We start from the raw sequence: 15,458 nt of genomic DNA, 5'->3' as shown, positions 1-15,458 counted from the left end.
CGGAGTATCAGTGCTGGTCAGGGGCATTGTCAGTGCGCGGTGGCAGGATCGGCGGCGCACGGGTCACGCGCGGCGCGGGACCGGGGGACGTACGGGGAGAGGCGCGACCATGACGGAAGCGGGCACCGGCTGGGGTACGGGCACGGACTGGGACGCGGTCGCGCCCGGGTTCGACGCGGAGGCCGATCACGGCTTGCGCGATCCGGCGGTACGGGACGCCTGGGCGAGCCGCCTCGCGCGGTGGCTGCCCGCCGCCCCCTCCGACGTGCTCGACCTCGGCTGCGGCACCGGGAGCCTCTCCCTGCTCGCCGCCCGCGCCGGACACCGCGTCACCGCCTCCGACCGCTCCGCCGCGATGCTCGCCGAGGCCCGGACGAAGCTCGCGGGGACCGGCACGCGGCTCGTCCGCGCCGACGCCGCGCGCCCGCCGTTCGCGCCCCGCTCCTTCGACGTCGTCCTCGTCCGCCACCTGCTCTGGCTCTTCGCGGACCCGGCCGCCGTGCTGCGCCGCTGGTGCGGGCTGCTGCGACCCGGCGGGCGGCTCGTCCTCGTCGAGGGCCGCTGGAAGGGCGCGGGACTGCCGCTCGCCGAGGTCACAGCCCTCCTCGCGCCGCTCACCGAACGCCTCCACACCGAGCCCCTCAGCGGGGACCCGCGCCTGTGGGGCGGCCCCGTCACCGACGAGCGGTACGCGGTCGTGGCCGCCCCCGCGCCGCCCCGCAGGCACAGCGAGATCGTCGACGTCCACCTCCTTCTGCGGCGCGGCGGCGACGTCCTCCTCGGCCGACGCGCGAACACGGGCTACGCGGACGGCCTGTGGCACGCCCCTTCCGGGCACGTGGAGGAGGGCGAGGACGTCCGCACGGCGGTGCTGCGCGAGGCGTACGAGGAGACGGGCCTGCGGCTCGCCCCCGAGGACGTGCGCGTCGCCCTCGTCATGCAGCACGCGGCCCCCTCGGGCGACAGCCGCGTCGGCTGGTTCTTCGAGGCCGTGCACCCGGCGGGCGGCGAGCCGTACAACGCGGAGCCGCACAAGTGCGAAGCCCTGGAGTGGTTCCCCCTCACCGCCCTCCCGGACGGCCTCGTCGCCTACTGCGCGGCGGCACTCGACGCCTACCGCGCGGGCCACCGCTTCGTCCTCCACCGCCACGCCCCCGACGACCCGGTGGCGCGGGTGGCGGGCGTGCCGGGGCGGGCGGTGGCGCTGGGGGAGAGCGAGGCGCCTCCGGCGGGGTGAGAAAGGACGGGGGCCGCCCGCGGTGCCCCGGTGAGGGCTTCGCCGCCGGGGATCAGGAGGCCAGGAGGGCGAGGAAGGCCGTGCGGTCCCCGTCCTCGCCCGCCAGGGCTTCGAGGCGGGCCAGGGCTGCCCGGGCCCGCTCCGCCGCGTGCGGGTCCTCCGTGGGCAGACCGCTCGCCAGGAACTCGTCCTCGTCGAGGCGGAGGGGCGAGCCCCGGCCCGGTGGGGGCACCCACAGGTCGAGTTCGAGGTCGTCGACCCGCACCGACCCTTCCCCGCGCACCGCAGGGCGGGTCATGTCGCAGTACCAGCCCTTGAGTTCACCGGCCTCCGAGCGCACCTCCTTGATCGCGTACCACTCCGTCGTCCAGTAGTGCTCGGTGAGGACGTCGCCGGGCGCGAAGCACACGAAGCCGAAGTCGCGCGGCGCGGGCGAGGCCCACGCGGCCTCGGCGACGAGGTGCGTGCCGTCGTCGGCGAGCCGCCGGGCCGGGTAGCGCTTCTTGACGCTGCCCGCCTTGGTGAGGACGACCGTCAGGGTGTCAGCCGAGGGACTTGGCATGCCGCACCTCCGTCAGGCTCGGCACGTAGCCGAACCACTTGTTGATCGCGAGCATCGGCGCGTTCTCCGTGTCGTTGCTCGTGTACGCCTCCGTCAGCCCGGCGGCGCGGGCGCGGCTCAGCGCGTCGTGCTTGGCGAGCTTCGCGAGGCCGCGGCCCCGGTGGGCGCGCGCGGTCCCGGTCATCCCCGTGAAGTAGCGGCTCGCGCCGTCCGTGTGCGCGATGCTGAACGCCGCCGGGACGCCGTCCACGAGCGCGACCGTCGTCAGGTCCCGGTCGAGCAGCGGGTGGCCCCACGTCGTGGCGAGCCAGTCCTCGTAGTCGTCCAGATCCGCGCCGACGTCGCTCGGCTCGTCGGCCGTCGCCTCCGCGTCGAGGAGGAAGAGCGGGCGCGGGTCGGCGAAGGCGGCGGCGGGCCGCAGCTCGACCCCCCGCGGGGGCGGCGCGAGCGGCGGCGGCGGGGCCGTCAGGTCCAGGCGCTGGAACCGCGCGGAACGGGAGGGGGACCAGCCGGAGCGGCGCGCGAAGCCGAGGTTGCGGTCCCCGTCGAGCACCCAGCTGAAGGCCGTACGCGCGCCGATCGAGGCGAGGTACTCCTCGGCGGCGGAGACGAGCGCCGTCCCGGCACCCCGGCCCTCGTGCTCCGGGTGGACGTACACGTTGCAGAAGGCGAGGCCCGGTTCGGGGCTTTCGTGCGCGAGGCCCGTACTGCCCCGGCCGATCACCCTCCCCTCCTCGTCCTCGGCGAGCAGCAGCCGGTGGCGCTGCGCGGCGGGGGCACGGGTCGATTGCCACCGCAGCAGCTCCGGCGTCACCAGCATCGGCGGGACGGCGGCCCGCAGAACGGCGGTGATGCCGTCGAGGTCGGCGGGGTTGTCGGGATCGAGGTCACGCACACGAAGGGTCATCGGCGTGAACGGTAGGCGCGGGGCTCGGGGCGGCGCACCCGAATAAGCGCGGCCCCCGCGTCGGCCCCCACCGGCTCAGGGCCCCCTCACCCGACCCCCAGGTCCTGGTTCCCCAGCACCCCGGCGAGCGCCAGCCGCTCCGCGTCCGTCGTGCCCGGTTCCGCCGTGTAGACCATGATCCGCAGATCGCTGTCGTGGACCGTGAGGACGTCGCAGTCCAGGCGGATCTCGCCCACGTGCGGGTGCGCGATGGTCTTGCGCGCGCTCACGTGCGCGCCGACCGTGCCCGCGTCCCACAGCTCGGCGAAGCGCGGGCTGCCGGCGCGCAGTTCGGCGACGAGCGCGGCGGGGCGGGGGTCGTCCGGGTAGCGCTGCGCGACCGCGCGCAGGTCGGCCGCCATGCTCGCCTCGAAGGCGGACCGTTCCCGCGGGGTCATGACCGAGCGTGAGCCCGAGCCGAGGAAGTTGCGCCACACCGCGTTGCGCTCCCGGCTGCCGAGTGCCGACGAGTCGCCCATCAGCGCCTCGTACGGGGCGTTGGCGAGCAGCAGCGTCCACAGCGCGTCGAAGACGGCGACGGGCACCCCGGCGAGCCGGTCGAGAAGGCGCTGCACACTCGGCGGAATCCACCCGGGCACCGTCCCCGGACCCGGCGGGACGAGCCCGGCCGCGCGGTAGAGGTGGGCGCGCTCCTCGGGCGCGAGCCGCAGCGAACGGGCCAGCGCCTCGACGATCTGCGCCGAGGGGTGCGTGGCGCGGCCCTGCTCCAGGCGGGTGATGTAGTCCGCCGAGATCCCGGCGAGCTGGGCCAGCTCCTCGCGGCGCAGCCCCGGGGCGCGCCGCCTGCCGCCCACGGGCAGCCCGGCGGCCTGCGGGGCCACCCGGTCGCGCCAGCGCCGTACCGCCTGTCCGAATTCACCCGTCGCCATAGGGGCAGTGTGCACGCGCGCGGGCGCGTCGTGCCTGGTACCGCTGGTCCCAGGAAAACCGGACCACTGGCCGGGCGTACCCGGCGGCCGCACCGTGGAGACATGACCACTTCACTGATCACCGGAGCGAACAAGGGCATCGGGTTCGAGACGGCCCGCCGCCTGATCGCCGCCGGACACACCGTGTGGCTCGGCAGCCGCGATCCGGAACGGGGCCGCGTGGCCGCCGAGGAGCTGGGCGCCAGGGCGCTCGTCATCGACGTGAGCGACGACGCCTCGGTCGCCGCCGCCTTCCGTACCGTCGACGAGGCGGGGACGGGGCTCGACGTGCTCGTCAACAACGCGGGCATCGAGCCGCGCGCCGACGACGGCGGGCCGCTCGCCGCGCTCGACGCGAGCGCGGAGCGGCTGCGCACGGTCTTCGAGACGAACGTCCTCGGCCCGCTGCGCGTCACGCGGGCGTTCCTGCCGCTCCTGCGCCGCTCGGAGTCCGCCGCCGTCGTCAACCTGAGCAGCGGGCTCGGCTCGCTCGCGGGCGGCGGCGGGGCCCCGTACTACCCGAGCGTCGAGTACCCGGTGTCGAAGACGGCGCTCAACATGCTCACCGTCAAGCTCGCCCAGGCACTCCCCGGCATCCGCGTCACGGCCGTCGACCCGGGTTTCACCGCGACGGACCTCAACCACCACGCGGGCACGCAGACCGTCGAGGAGGGCGCGGCCGCCTCCGTGCGCGAGGCACTCGCGGGCAACGTGGGCGAGAGCGGCACCTTCGTGTCTGCCGACGGGCCCGTGCCCTGGTGACCGAAGGCCCGGGGGAGTGACCGGCGGGCTCAGCGCCGCTCGCTCCACCGCACCTCGTACGGGCCGAGGGCGAGGCTCCGCCCGTCCACCTCGGCCCGTACGGGCGTGGCGCGCGTGTTGACCACGAGGACGCGGTCGGCGTCGGCGAGGACGCGGACCGCGCGCCGCGCGGCGGGGGCGACGTCGACGGAGCGGTAGCGGGTGCCGGGCCCGAAGGCCCGCTGGAAGTCCTGGACGAGCCGCAGCATGGGCAGCGGCGCGCCGCCGTTCGCGCGTTCCGTGGACGTCCACAGGCAGCCCGCGCAGGCACCGGCCGCGCGCGTCTGCGGATTCCAGTAGAACGCGGTCGCGGCGCCGCCCTTCGCGAGCGCGATCATCCCGGCCGCCTGCACGGCGACACGCTTGTCCTCGCTCCAGCCGTCGCGGTCGTCGTTCTCGTCGCCCGGCTCGACGTAGTACTCGTTCCACCACAGCGGCAGCCCGCCGGTCTCCTCGCGCACCCACCGCCCGACGTCGGTGAACTTGTCGGCGGCGGTGAAGGTGTCCGGGACGAGGGCGTCGTCGGCGGTGTAGCTGGAGCCGTCGACGACGACGAAGTCGGCGCCCTTCTTGTGCGCGTTCCAGTACCGGAACGCCGCCACGACCCGCGCGTCGAGCGCGCCCCACGCCCCCGTCACGGCGGTCGAGCCGCCCCCGGCGCCGGGCGCGACGCTGTCCATGACGAGGTAGGGGCCGCCGACGAGGAGATCCTCGTCGACCTGCTTGAGCGCCGTCCACACCTTGTTGTAGAGCGCCGTGTACCCCTCGTGGTCCCAGCGGGCCGCTTCGTCGTTCCAGAAGCCCTTGAACTCGTTCCACACGACGAAGTGCCGTACGTCCGGGTAGCGGCGGGCGATCTTCGCCGCGAGGTCGGCGAAGTCCTGGTAGTGCGCCGGGTCGGGGGCCGTCTCCAGGGACTCCTCGCTCCAGTCGGTACGTCCTTCGGCGCCGCCCTTCATCCAGTCGGGGGCGCAGCACAGCGTGAGCACGGGGGCCGAGCCGCTCGCGCGCATGAGGGCGACACGACGGTCGAGTTCGGCGAAGTCGTAACGGCCGGGGGAGGGCTCGGGGTTGCTCGCGCCCCAGCCCATGACGTGCTGGTTCTGCGGCAGCGGCGCGGCCTTGAGGGCCTTCCTCGCGCGCCGCTCGGCCGCCGCGTCGCCGGAGTCGGCGCTGTACTGGGTGTGCGTGAAGCCCCAGCCGAGCGCGGGCCCTTCGCCCGGCCCGGCTCCCGCGCCGCCCGGCAGCGTGGTGATCAGCGTCAGCGCGAGCGCGACGAGGAAGGCGCCCACGCCGAGCAGGGCGGTGAGCCGCCACCGCCGTCCACCCGCCCCCGCCTGATGACGCCCCATCACGTCCACGATAGGCGGGAGACGTGGCGGTACGACAGCTTCCGCCGGAATCGGGCGGGCGGCTTCGGAGGCTCCGGCGCGGGACGGCTCCTCGCCCGCCCCGCCCGCCCCGCCTGCCGCTTTCGCCGCGTCAGTCCCCGTACGCCGTCCGCAGCGCGTCCTCGATCAGGGCGCGCGCCTCGCTCGCGTCGAGGCCGAGCCGCCGGGTCCGTTCCGCGTACGCGAGCGCCGTCGCCGCGGCCTCGCGGTGCGCGGAGTCACCGGCGGCCGCCACGACCGTGCCGTGCCGGCCGCGCGTCTCCACGACGCCGTCCGTCTCCAGGGCCCGGTACGCCTTGGCGACCGTGTTGACGGCGAGTCCCAGGTCCTGCGCGAGGCCGCGCACGGTCGGGAGCCTGTAGCCCACGGGGAGCGCGCCCGAGCGGGCCTGTTCGGCGATCTGCGCGCGCAGTTGCTCGTACGGGGCGAGGGCGGAGGCGGCGTCGAGCGCGATCTTCAGGGTCACGCGGACGATTGTGCCCCACCCACCCACTGACGGCTTGTCACCCGGCCCGCGTCGTGTATCGTTTATCGATAACATCGACTTTCGATAAACGGGGGCTGTCATGGCGGTCGACACGACGGAGGACAAGCGGCTGCTGGAGCCGATCGGCACGGTGACGTACATCGCGCTGCGGGTGATCACGTCGCTCTTCGTCGCGGGCCATCTCATCGGCCTCTTCCGGGGCTCCCTGGGCTCGTCCTTCGTGTGCGTCACCGACACCTCCAGCGGTGGGTCGGTGGGGGATGAGGGCTACTCCCCGTTCTCGCCGGCGCCGGGCGCCTCGGTCGACTACGTCCCCCGGTACTGTGTCGACCACCCCAGCGGCTGGCACCAGGCGCTCGACCAGGTCGACGTCATCCTGTCCGTGGGACTCCTGATCGGAGGGCTGTTCCTCCTCGACCGCACGCTGCGCGGCGCCGCGCGCGAGGGCGTGCACAGGTGGCGTACCGCCGCCCGGCTTCGGCTTCTCGGTTGCTGGCTGTTCTTCGGGAGCCTCGTCGCCGCCCTTGGCAAGGCTCTCGCGCAGGGGGCCCTGCTCGACGCCATGCGGACCGACACCCAGTTCGCCTCCGCCGTGCTCGGCCGCTGGGACACCCCCTGGCTCGCCCTCCTCACCGGGCTCGGCCTCCTCACCTTCGCCCGTGTCGTCCGCGCCGGAGCCGCCCTCCGCGAAGACCTGGAAGGGGTGGTCTGAGATGCCCCCACGACCACCGGCCGGAGCCGAGGAGCCGGAGCCGCACGCCATCTCCGTCCGCCTCGACAAGCTCCTCGCCGCACGCGGCATGACCGTCACCGAACTCGCCGCCCGCGTCGGCGTCACCAACGTCAACCTCTCGGTGCTCAAGAACGGCCGCGCCAAGGCGATCCGCTTCACGACGCTGACGCGCATCTGCGCCGTGCTCGACTGCCAGCCGGGGGACCTGCTGGTGTACGAGCCCGAGCGGCCGCCCGAGGACTGAAGCCCCCTCACGCCAGCGTCACGAACCGCTGCACGCACGCGGCGACCACGACCACCACGAGCGGCACCGCGCACCAGAACGAGACCCGCAGGAGCCGCTGCCGGCGCTTCGAGGGGCGGGCCGCGACCCGGGCGAGTTCGCGGGCGCCGAGGACGAGCAGCGCCAGCGCTCCAGCGAGCGCGCCCGCCACCGACCACGGCGTCCACGTCACGCGGGGGCCGCGCGGGCCCGGATCGGCGTGCGGGGGTGCCCCGGCGGGCGGGTCGGTGAGCGCGTAGACCGTCGCCTCGGCGTTGTGGAAGGCCGCGCCGACGTCGGGGCGCGCGTCGAGCGTCGTCAGCAGGCGCCGCTCCCACGTCGCGGGGTAGCCCGCGTCGTAGCGCAGCGAGAGGGACTGCGAGCGGCCCACGATCAGGTACGCACGCGGGCCCGCGTCCCGCAGCGCGCGCACGAGCCCGTCCACGAGCACCGGGTCGACCGGCGCGGCGACCGGCACGTACGTGACCTTCTCCATGTCGCGCGCGCCCCACGGGATCGCGGGCGTCACGTGCGCGACGGGATCGTCGCTGAGCCAGAGCAGCCGCGCGCTGGGCGTGTCGTGCGCGTACACCCAGTCCATCGCGGCGACCTCCCCGGGACGGGTGCGTTCGAAGGTCTCGTTGCCCCAGCGCGCCACGAGGAAGCCGCCGATGAGCACGAGGCCCGCGCACAGCACGGCGACGGGCGCGAGCGAGGCGCGCTCCTGGTCCCGCTCCCCGGCGTTCGCGCCGCTGCGCGGGAAGAAGGCGAGGCCGGCGAGGACGGCGGCGCCGGGCAGGGCGAACAGGAAGACGCGCAGCGCCATCTCGCCGCCGTACGACTGCATCCCGAACCCCAGGAAGGGCACGAGCGCGAGCACGGGCAGGACGCGTTCGCTGTAGCGCGCCTCGCGCCGCCGCCACCAGCCCGCGGCGCCGAGCGCGAGGACCCCGCCCGCGAGCGCGATCCGCGTGTAGAGCACGAGCTGGTGGCTCGAACTGCCGCCTTCGAGGCGGCCCGAGACCGACGAGGACACGTTCCCGCCGACACCGCCGAGCCCGCCGAACAGCTCGCCGAAGTGCCCCGACCAGTACGGTTCCGCGAACCACCCGAGCCACAGCACCACGAGCACCCCGCCAAGGAGCGGCAGCCCCCGCAGCTCGCACCGCCCGAGCAGCACCAGGAACGCCACGACGCCGAGCAGTACGAACGGCGTGAGCTGATGCGTGGGCACGCACGCCGCGAGCAGCGCGAGCAGGACGAGGACGAGCACCGCGCGCGCCCGCCGCCCGCTCGGCAGGACCTCCGCCTCGCCCGGCCTGCGATCCGCCCACAGCACGCGCGGGGCCCGGAAGTAGGCGAGCAGGAGCGCGAGGAAGAGGAGGTACAGGAGGGAGGTGAAACCCTGTGGCGAGAAGTAGTCCTGACCGACCCAGCCGCTCAGCGCGAAGACGAACAGCGCCGTCCACTTGCCGCGCCACGTCGCCCGCACCGATTTCAGGAGCAGCGCCATCGGGGCGAGCAGCGCGAGTTGCAGGAACGTGGGCCACCAGCGGATGACCTCGGTCAGGTCGCTCACGCCGCAGGCGCGCGCGAGGAACGCGGCCGCGGCGAAGAACCCCGGCCAGGACCAGCGCGCGTCGAGGTCGGGTACCGCGTCGCCCGTGCGGTCGATGTAGTCGAGGAAGCCGAGGTGCTGCCACGCGGTCGGGAAGCGCGGCGCCGCCTCGATCACGGCGGGGAGCGCGTGCAGCGAGACGACCGTCGCGAGCAGCGTCACGGTGAGCAGCAGCCGTTGCTGTCGCCGCATCCACAGCAGGCCCGCCAGGACGAGGACGAACAGCCCGGCACCCACGAGCGTCGGCACGGGCAGGACGGAGACGAGCCCGAGCCCGCCCATCCGGTCGAGATCGCGCTCCCCGAGCCGTGCGGCGGGCACCCAGTACAGCGTGAGGGCGGCGAGGAGCAGCGCCCAGAGGACGGCGGAGCGGACGGTGAGCCGCCCGCGTCTGGGCGGCGCGCCCGGCGAGGGCTCGGGAGCGGGCTCGGGTCCGGGTTCGAGGGCGGGCTCACGTGCGGGTTCCGCGCCCGTCGCCTGCGCGCCCCCGCTCTCCCGTACGGCCTCCGTCCCGGCACCCGGCTCCCGTACGGCCTCCGCCCTCGGCTCCCGTACGTCCGTCACCTCGGCGCCCGCCGCGCCTTCCGTCCGCGCCGCGCCGCCCTCGTCCCCCGTCACCACGTCTCCCTCAGGACCGCCGTCCCCGCGCCCCGCCGCCCGCAGGACGCGCCACAGCCGTACCCCCGCTATCGCCACGATCACCGTGAGCGAGGAGATCTCGGCGACCCCCGCGCCCACAAGCCCGAGCCGGGGCAGCAGCACCAGCGTGAGGCCCAGGACCAGTACGCACAACAGGCCCTGGAGCCAGGCCAGTTCAGCCGTACGGCTGCGGGCCCGCAGGACCCCGTAGTGCACCTCCATCACGACCCGCAGGGCCGCCCCCACCGCGAACCAGCGCAGGAGCGGCGTCGCCGCGTCCGCGTACCCCGCGCCGAAGAGCCGGAGAATCCGCGGGGCGCCGAAGAAGAGCACGACGCACACCGGGAGCATGATCCGCGCCATCCGCCCGAGCGCCGCGCGCGTGTGCGCGGCGAGCCGCGCGGGGTCGTGCGCGCCCTCGACGGTGAGCGAGGAACCCATGTTGACGGCGAGGAGGTTGACGGTGCCGCCGATCGTCGTCGTGATGTAGAAGTACGCGTTGTCCTCCGCGCTCACCTGCGCGGCGACCAGGACGGGCACGAGGTAGACGACCGCGAGCGAGAAGAGCGAGCCCGTCGAGTCGCCCGCGACGAACCGTCCCAGCTCGCGCAGCCCGGGCGGCCTGGCACGCGCGCCCGTCGCCTCGACGTGGCGCGGCACGAGGCGGCGCAGCACGAGCCAGCCGAGCGGCAGCACCGACACCGCGATCGAGGCGGCCCACGACACGAACACCCCAGCGACCGGGATCGCCGTCGCGAAGAGCACGAGCAGTCCGAGCTTCGCCGCCGAGAAGACCGTGTTCCCCACCGGCACCCAGCGCGCCGCGCGCAGCCCCGTCAGGACCCCGTCCTGGAGCGTGAGCAGCGCCCAGCCCACGACCGAGGCGACGAAGCCGAGCCCGAGCAGCGGGGTGCCGAGGAACGCGTACGACTCGCCCCACAGCCCGAGCGTCGCGAGGAACACCCCGGCGGCGAGCGCGACGAGGAGCGCGCTGCCCGCGTACACGCGCAGGATCAGCCGCCCCGTCGCGCGCCCCGCGACCGGGATGAACCGCGCGAGCGCCCCCGTCAGCGTGATCGCCGTGAGCCCCGCGATGAGCTTCATCGCCGCGATGGCCGCCGAGCCGTGCCCGACGTTCTCCTCGGAGTAGTACCGCGCCGCCACGAGCCAGAAGCCCACGCCGAGCACGGCCGAGACCCCGGTGTTGAGCATGAGCGCGTAGGCGTTGCGGAACAGCGGGCCGCCCCCCGCGCCCGGGGGAGCGGGGGGAGCGGCGGGACGCTCGGGTGCGGTCGTCGTATCCGTCACGTTCAGCGGGCCTTCCGGGTCGATCGGCGAAGGGCGCGCACGAGCCCGTACCCGCGTGTGAGGGCGCGGTCGCCCGCGTACGCACGGAGCAGTCCCCGGCCCTCGACGAGCCGGGCGAACTCGTCGGGCCCGGTGCGGCGCCGCACCGTCAGGCGCTCCAGCGCGTAGGGGCCCTGACGGCGGCGCGCGAGGCCGTTGCCGACCGCGAGGGCCTGCCGCCAGCCGGCCGCGCGCACCTCGCGCCGCACCCGGCGGTCCGCGTGCCCGAACGGGTACGCGAAGGACACCGGGCGCGTGCCGAGCCGCTCCCCGAGCAGCTCGGCGTCGCGCCGCACCTCCGCGCGCAGCGCCGGGCCCGTGAGCTGGTCGAGGTGCGGGTGGGTGTGCGTGTGGCCGCCGATCTCGACCCCCTCGGCGGCGAGTTCGGCCAGGCGCGGCCAGTCGAGCATCGGCCCGGGGGCCCCGCCCGGCTGGCCGCCCCTGCCGCGCAGCCATCCCGTCGTCGCGAAGAGCGTCGCGCCGAAGCCGTACGAGACGAGCACCGGCAGCGCGTACGTGTGCACCCCCGCGTACCCGTCGTCGAACGTCACCAGGACAGGGCGCCCCGGCAACTCCCCCTCCCCGCGCCACGCTTCCCCGAGCCGCGCCGCCGTGACCGGCGTCATCCCCGCCCCCGCGAGCAGCGCCATCTGCGTCGCGAAGGCGTCGGGCGTGACGGAGAGCCTGCGGGTCGCCGCGGGCGGATCGGGGTCGATCGCGTGGTACATGAGGACGGGGACGGGACGGTCCGCCGCGGGGTCAGTCGGCACGGCTCACCTCTCTCCCCGAGACCTCGGGGGCCGTTGCGGGCGCGGGCGCCGCTGCGGGCTCCGGGGCCTCCGGTACGAGGAGCGGTGCCGTCCCCGCGAGCGCGCCCGCCCGCCCGGCCCGTACCGCCCCCACCACGTACCCCCCGGCCGCGAGCGCGCCCCCCACGAGGATCGCCCCCGCGCGCGCCGCGCCCGCCAGGTCGCCGCGCAGCACGTCCCGCACGCCGCGCGCGATCCCGCGCGGCAGCACGCGCCCGGCCTGGCGGCGCTCTGAGGCGAGCCCCGCGCCCGCGCCGACGCTCCGCGCCACGAGCGCCTTCGACAGGCCCTCGGCCCACGTGCGCCGCCGGAAGTACGCGAAGCGCTCGCGCGCGGCCGGGACCCGGTGCCTGATGAGCGCCAGGTCGTCGATGAGCAGCACGGCGCCCGGGTGGTCGCGCGCCAGCCGGATGCACAGCTCGGTCTCCTCGCAGCCCAGCGGCCGCCGGTCGCCGTCCCGCCCGATCCCGGTCACGAAACCGCCGGTACGGGCGAAGGCCGCGCGCCGGAACGAGGCGTTGCCGCCCAGCACGTTGCGCACGGGGACGAGCCCGCGCGGCTGGCCCGCGTAGGTGCAGCCCACGACCCAGTCGAACTCCTCGGGGAACCACGCGGGCCGCCGCCCCGACGCCCACGCGGGCAGCGTCCTGCCGCCGACGGCGAGGACGCGCGGGTCGGCGTAGGCGGCGGTGAGGCGCGCGAGCCACGCGGGCTCCGCGGTCGCGTCGTCGTCGAGGAACGCCACGATGTCCCCGCGCGCCGCCACGATCCCCGTGTTGCGCCCGGCCGAGAGCCCGCGCGGGCCCGCGTTCGCCAGCACGCGTACGGGGGCACTCGCGGCGTAGCGCTCTCGCAGCCGCGCGAGCAGCGCCGGGTTGTGGTCCACGACGAGCAGCACCTCGCAGGCGGGCAACGACTGCGCGAGCACCGAGGCGACCGCGTCCCCGATGTCCCGCCAGCGCTCCTCGGTGTAGACGCAGACGACGACGGAGACGGACACACCCCGCCGGGCGCCCGCCGGCTCCGCACCCGTGACGGCGGCCCCCTCCGCCGCCGTCACGGCCGCTTCCCTCCGGGCCCAGGACGCCGCCGCCGTGCCGCGCGCCGCCCGCCGCGCTCCGTGAGGATCACGCGCAGCACGCGCAGCCCGTCCCGTACCGCGTGCAGATTGCTGTCGCCGTGGATGCGCAGGTACTCGTGGCTCGGGATCTCCTGGACCCGCAGACCCGCCTTCGCGACACGGATGTTGATGAGCGTCTCGACCTCGAATCCCGTGCAGTCCAGGTCGATGTCGTCCAGGCAGTGCCGCCAGAAGGCGTTGTAGCCGTAGCACAGGTCGGTGTAGCGGGCCCCGAACTTCGCGTTGACCGCGAAGCACAGGAAGCTGTTGCCGAGTCTGCGCAGCGTCGTCATGTCGTCCGTGCCGCCGCCGTTCGCGAAGCGCGAGCCCTTCGCGAAGTCGGCGCCCGACACGAGCGCCGAGACGTAGCTGACGATCTCGCCGCCGTCCGCCGAGCCGTCCGCGTCGACCATCACGATGATGTCGCCCGTGCACGCGGCGAACCCGGCCCGCAGCGCGTCGCCCTTGCCGCGGCCCGACTGCGCCACGACGGTCAGGGGCGACCACAGCGAGCGCGCCACCGCGACGGTGTCGTCCGTCGAGTTCCCGTCGACGAGGACCACCTCGTGGACCCAGTCGGGCAGCGACGTGAAGACGTACGGCAGATTCGCCGCCTCGTTCATCGCCGGGATGACCACGCTCACCTTCGGTGTGATCGCCATGTGGCTGCTGATCGCCCGGTAGCGCGCGGCGATCGCCTCGGCCTCGGCGACGGGCCCGCCCGTGCCTTCGTACGCGACGCCGCGCCGGCCCTCGTACGCCGTGCCGTCGGCGCCCTCGTACGCGAGTCCCTGGGCGGGCGGGGCCCCCTGCCCCGTGCCGCCGCCGTCCTTCGTCTCCTGCTCACCCGGCTGTGCCGGGCGCACGGAAGAAGTCATGGTGCCTCGATCCCTCTCGTCCGGTGGGGCCCGACTGCGCGGCCCCGGTGTCTGTCCGGTGCGAAAGGGGGGATTCGGGGCGTTCCCCGGCACCGCGGGCCGACGCGGGCGCACGGGGGTGGCGCCCGGCGCGGAAGCGGAGCGCGCGGGCGGCACGGCGTGCGGGCGCCGGGCACGGTGGTGCCGGGGAACTCCCCCCTCGTGGCGCGGCGCGGGGCCGGGGACGACCCCTCGCGCACCGTGGAGCAGGCCGAGCGGACCGGCCGTCAGCGCGCCGCGAGCACTGCTCGCGACGGCACCCCCCTCGTCAGGGCGTCCGGCACGGTGCGCGCCCCCTGGCGCGCGCCGCGCCCGACCCCTCGCCGCTTCCCGCGCGGACGGCTCGCGCCCGGCCCCGAACCCTCCCCCGGGGCCGTGCGGGCGCGCTGCCCTGCACGGGTGGTCGTGCGGTCTCGTCGTACGTCGGTGTTTTCCCTGCCCCGTTCCTCGCCCCGTGTCCTCGCCCCGTGTCCTCGGCCCGTGTCGTCGGTCCGTGTCCTCGGCCGGTGTCGTCGGTCCGTGTCGTCGGTCCGTGCCTTGCACGGTCGCGGTACGGGACGGCTCAGCGTCCCCCTGAACGCAGCCTCCCCACCCCTTTGAGCAGCCGGTCGGCCGGTGTGAAGAGCGCGGAGTGCGCCTGCACGGTGTTGCGCGCCGCCCGCGCCGGGGCGCGGCGCGCCCGGTAGGCGTAGGCGACCGGGTGGCGTCGCGCCGCCCAGCCCTCCAGCACGGTCAGGTCCCGCGTGCGGAGGGAGTCCTTGTACTCCTTGGGGCCGCGCCCCAGGTCCAGGTACGCGATGCCGTCGGCCGCCGCCGCGCGCGCCATCCGCAGATGGAGCACGAGCCCGGGCGAGTACTTCGCGTACGCGGGGTCGTAGGCGGGGAACCAGCAGGCGAGCACGTGCTCCGAGCGCAGCCCGAAGTGCGCGGCGACCGGGCGCTCGCCCGCGTACAGGACCGAGAGCAGCCCCGCGCCGCCCGGCGCCGTGGTCTGGAAGAGCCGGCGCACGAGCCCGCTGATCCACGGGTGCGCGAAGCGGTCCCCGCGCCCCGTCCTGCGGTACTGCGCCGACTTCCAGCGCATGAGCGTCGCGAGCGCCGCCGGGTCCCGCTCGTCGTGCACGTACCGCAACTCGCCGTGCTCACGCCCGAGTTTGCGTTCCTTGGCGAGCGTCGTCCGGGTGAACCTCGGCGAGCGACTGCGCAGCCCTTCGAGCGTGGGCTCCCAGCCCTCGTCGACGTCGAGCACGGGCGAGGCGTAGCGCCCCGACGCGTGCGCGGCGAAGGGTTGCGACTCGCCCGCGAGGTGGTCGAACTCGTAGACGCTCAGGCCCAGTCCGCGCAGCAGTACGCGCGGCTCCACCGCGAAGCCGGGCCCGTGCACGAGCCCCTGGCAGTCCGAGAGGCCGAGCCCGATCGCGCGGCCGACCCCGCCCGCTCCGTGCTGGAAGGGCAGGAAGGCGACGGGCTCGCCGTTCTCACGGACGACCCCGATCCGCACGCCGCGCCTGTGGTGGGCGACGGCGCGTGCGAACTCGGGGGAGAGGAAAGGGTTGGCGAGTTCCGTCGCCCCGGTCTGCGGGGCCTTGGCCTGGAGCGCCGACCAGACCGCGCGGTCCGCCTCGGTGAGCGTCCCCGGTCTGTGCACGGTGATGTCCAC

General features: G+C 75.3%; 14 protein-coding genes. 4 read left to right on the top strand and 10 right to left on the bottom strand.

Annotated features, from left to right (window positions below; all coding sequences use genetic code 11):
- Positions 1 to 109: 109 nt before the first annotated feature.
- Entirely contained in the window at positions 110 to 1,237 is a 1,128-nt protein-coding gene (locus ACQYWQ_RS04715) for a methyltransferase domain-containing protein (protein WP_431032614.1), read from the top strand.
- A gap of 52 nt (positions 1,238 to 1,289) precedes the next feature.
- On the opposite strand, the gene ACQYWQ_RS04710 is transcribed toward ACQYWQ_RS04715, so the two are convergent.
- The 3 genes from ACQYWQ_RS04710 to ACQYWQ_RS04700 form a co-directional block, all read right to left on the bottom strand.
- Positions 1,290 to 1,799 carry a DUF402 domain-containing protein gene (locus ACQYWQ_RS04710; protein WP_431032613.1) on the bottom strand — a complete coding sequence of 170 codons (510 nt, stop codon included), beginning with the start codon at positions 1,797 to 1,799 and terminating at the stop codon, positions 1,290 to 1,292.
- On the bottom strand, positions 1,780 to 2,706 hold the full coding sequence (locus ACQYWQ_RS04705) for a GNAT family N-acetyltransferase (protein ID WP_431032612.1): 927 nt from the start codon (positions 2,704 to 2,706) through the stop codon (positions 1,780 to 1,782). Before ACQYWQ_RS04705 ends, ACQYWQ_RS04710 begins: the two co-directional genes overlap by 20 nt.
- A gap of 86 nt (positions 2,707 to 2,792) precedes the next feature.
- Positions 2,793 to 3,635, bottom strand: coding sequence for a helix-turn-helix transcriptional regulator (locus tag ACQYWQ_RS04700; RefSeq protein ID WP_431032611.1), 843 nt, complete (start codon positions 3,633 to 3,635; stop codon positions 2,793 to 2,795).
- Positions 3,636 to 3,737: 102 nt separating this feature from the next.
- Here ACQYWQ_RS04700 and ACQYWQ_RS04695 point away from each other — a divergent pair, with 102 nt between their 5' ends.
- Entirely contained in the window at positions 3,738 to 4,436 is a 699-nt protein-coding gene (locus ACQYWQ_RS04695; RefSeq protein ID WP_431032610.1) for an SDR family NAD(P)-dependent oxidoreductase, read from the top strand.
- A 29-nt stretch (positions 4,437 to 4,465) separates the two neighbouring features.
- On the opposite strand, the gene ACQYWQ_RS04690 is transcribed toward ACQYWQ_RS04695, so the two are convergent.
- Both ACQYWQ_RS04690 and ACQYWQ_RS04685 read right to left on the bottom strand, forming a co-directional pair.
- Positions 4,466 to 5,827, bottom strand: coding sequence for a GH39 family glycosyl hydrolase (locus ACQYWQ_RS04690; RefSeq protein WP_431032609.1), 1,362 nt, complete (start codon positions 5,825 to 5,827; stop codon positions 4,466 to 4,468).
- A 130-nt stretch (positions 5,828 to 5,957) separates the two neighbouring features.
- Positions 5,958 to 6,332, bottom strand: a complete 375-nt coding sequence (locus tag ACQYWQ_RS04685) for a GntR family transcriptional regulator (RefSeq protein WP_431032608.1) — start codon at positions 6,330 to 6,332, stop codon at positions 5,958 to 5,960.
- 100 nt (positions 6,333 to 6,432) lie between these two features.
- Here ACQYWQ_RS04685 and ACQYWQ_RS04680 point away from each other — a divergent pair, with 100 nt between their 5' ends.
- Positions 6,433 to 7,065 (top strand): hypothetical protein, encoded by a 633-nt coding sequence (locus ACQYWQ_RS04680; RefSeq protein WP_431032607.1) that lies wholly within the window; start codon positions 6,433 to 6,435, stop codon positions 7,063 to 7,065.
- A gap of 1 nt (position 7,066) precedes the next feature.
- Positions 7,067 to 7,330: a helix-turn-helix domain-containing protein gene (locus ACQYWQ_RS04675; RefSeq protein WP_431032606.1), complete on the top strand. Its 264-nt coding sequence runs from the start codon at positions 7,067 to 7,069 to the stop codon at positions 7,328 to 7,330.
- 7 nt (positions 7,331 to 7,337) lie between these two features.
- Here ACQYWQ_RS04675 and ACQYWQ_RS04670 read toward each other — a convergent pair whose 3' ends face one another.
- From ACQYWQ_RS04670 to ACQYWQ_RS04650, 5 genes are all read right to left on the bottom strand, one after another.
- A complete protein-coding gene (locus ACQYWQ_RS04670) occupies positions 7,338 to 10,913 on the bottom strand; it encodes a lipopolysaccharide biosynthesis protein (RefSeq protein WP_431032605.1) in 3,576 nt (1,191 codons plus the stop codon).
- Between the two features lie 2 nt (positions 10,914 to 10,915).
- Positions 10,916 to 11,680, bottom strand: coding sequence for a polysaccharide deacetylase family protein (locus ACQYWQ_RS04665; RefSeq protein ID WP_431039061.1), 765 nt, complete (start codon positions 11,678 to 11,680; stop codon positions 10,916 to 10,918).
- Positions 11,681 to 11,711: 31 nt separating this feature from the next.
- Positions 11,712 to 12,761 (bottom strand): glycosyltransferase family 2 protein, encoded by a 1,050-nt coding sequence (locus ACQYWQ_RS04660; RefSeq protein ID WP_431039060.1) that lies wholly within the window; start codon positions 12,759 to 12,761, stop codon positions 11,712 to 11,714.
- 56 nt (positions 12,762 to 12,817) lie between these two features.
- On the bottom strand, positions 12,818 to 13,543 hold the full coding sequence (locus ACQYWQ_RS04655; RefSeq protein WP_431039059.1) for a glycosyltransferase family 2 protein: 726 nt from the start codon (positions 13,541 to 13,543) through the stop codon (positions 12,818 to 12,820).
- An 817-nt stretch (positions 13,544 to 14,360) separates the two neighbouring features.
- A complete protein-coding gene (locus tag ACQYWQ_RS04650) occupies positions 14,361 to 15,458 on the bottom strand; it encodes a GNAT family N-acetyltransferase (protein ID WP_431032604.1) in 1,098 nt (365 codons plus the stop codon).

It is taken from the genome of Streptomyces sp. P6-2-1, from assembly GCF_050613165.1.
Taxonomy (GTDB): Bacteria; Actinomycetota; Actinomycetes; order Streptomycetales; family Streptomycetaceae; genus Streptomyces.
Note: the sequence above shows the minus strand (reverse complement) of the source record. Positions and strands in the feature narration are given on the sequence as shown.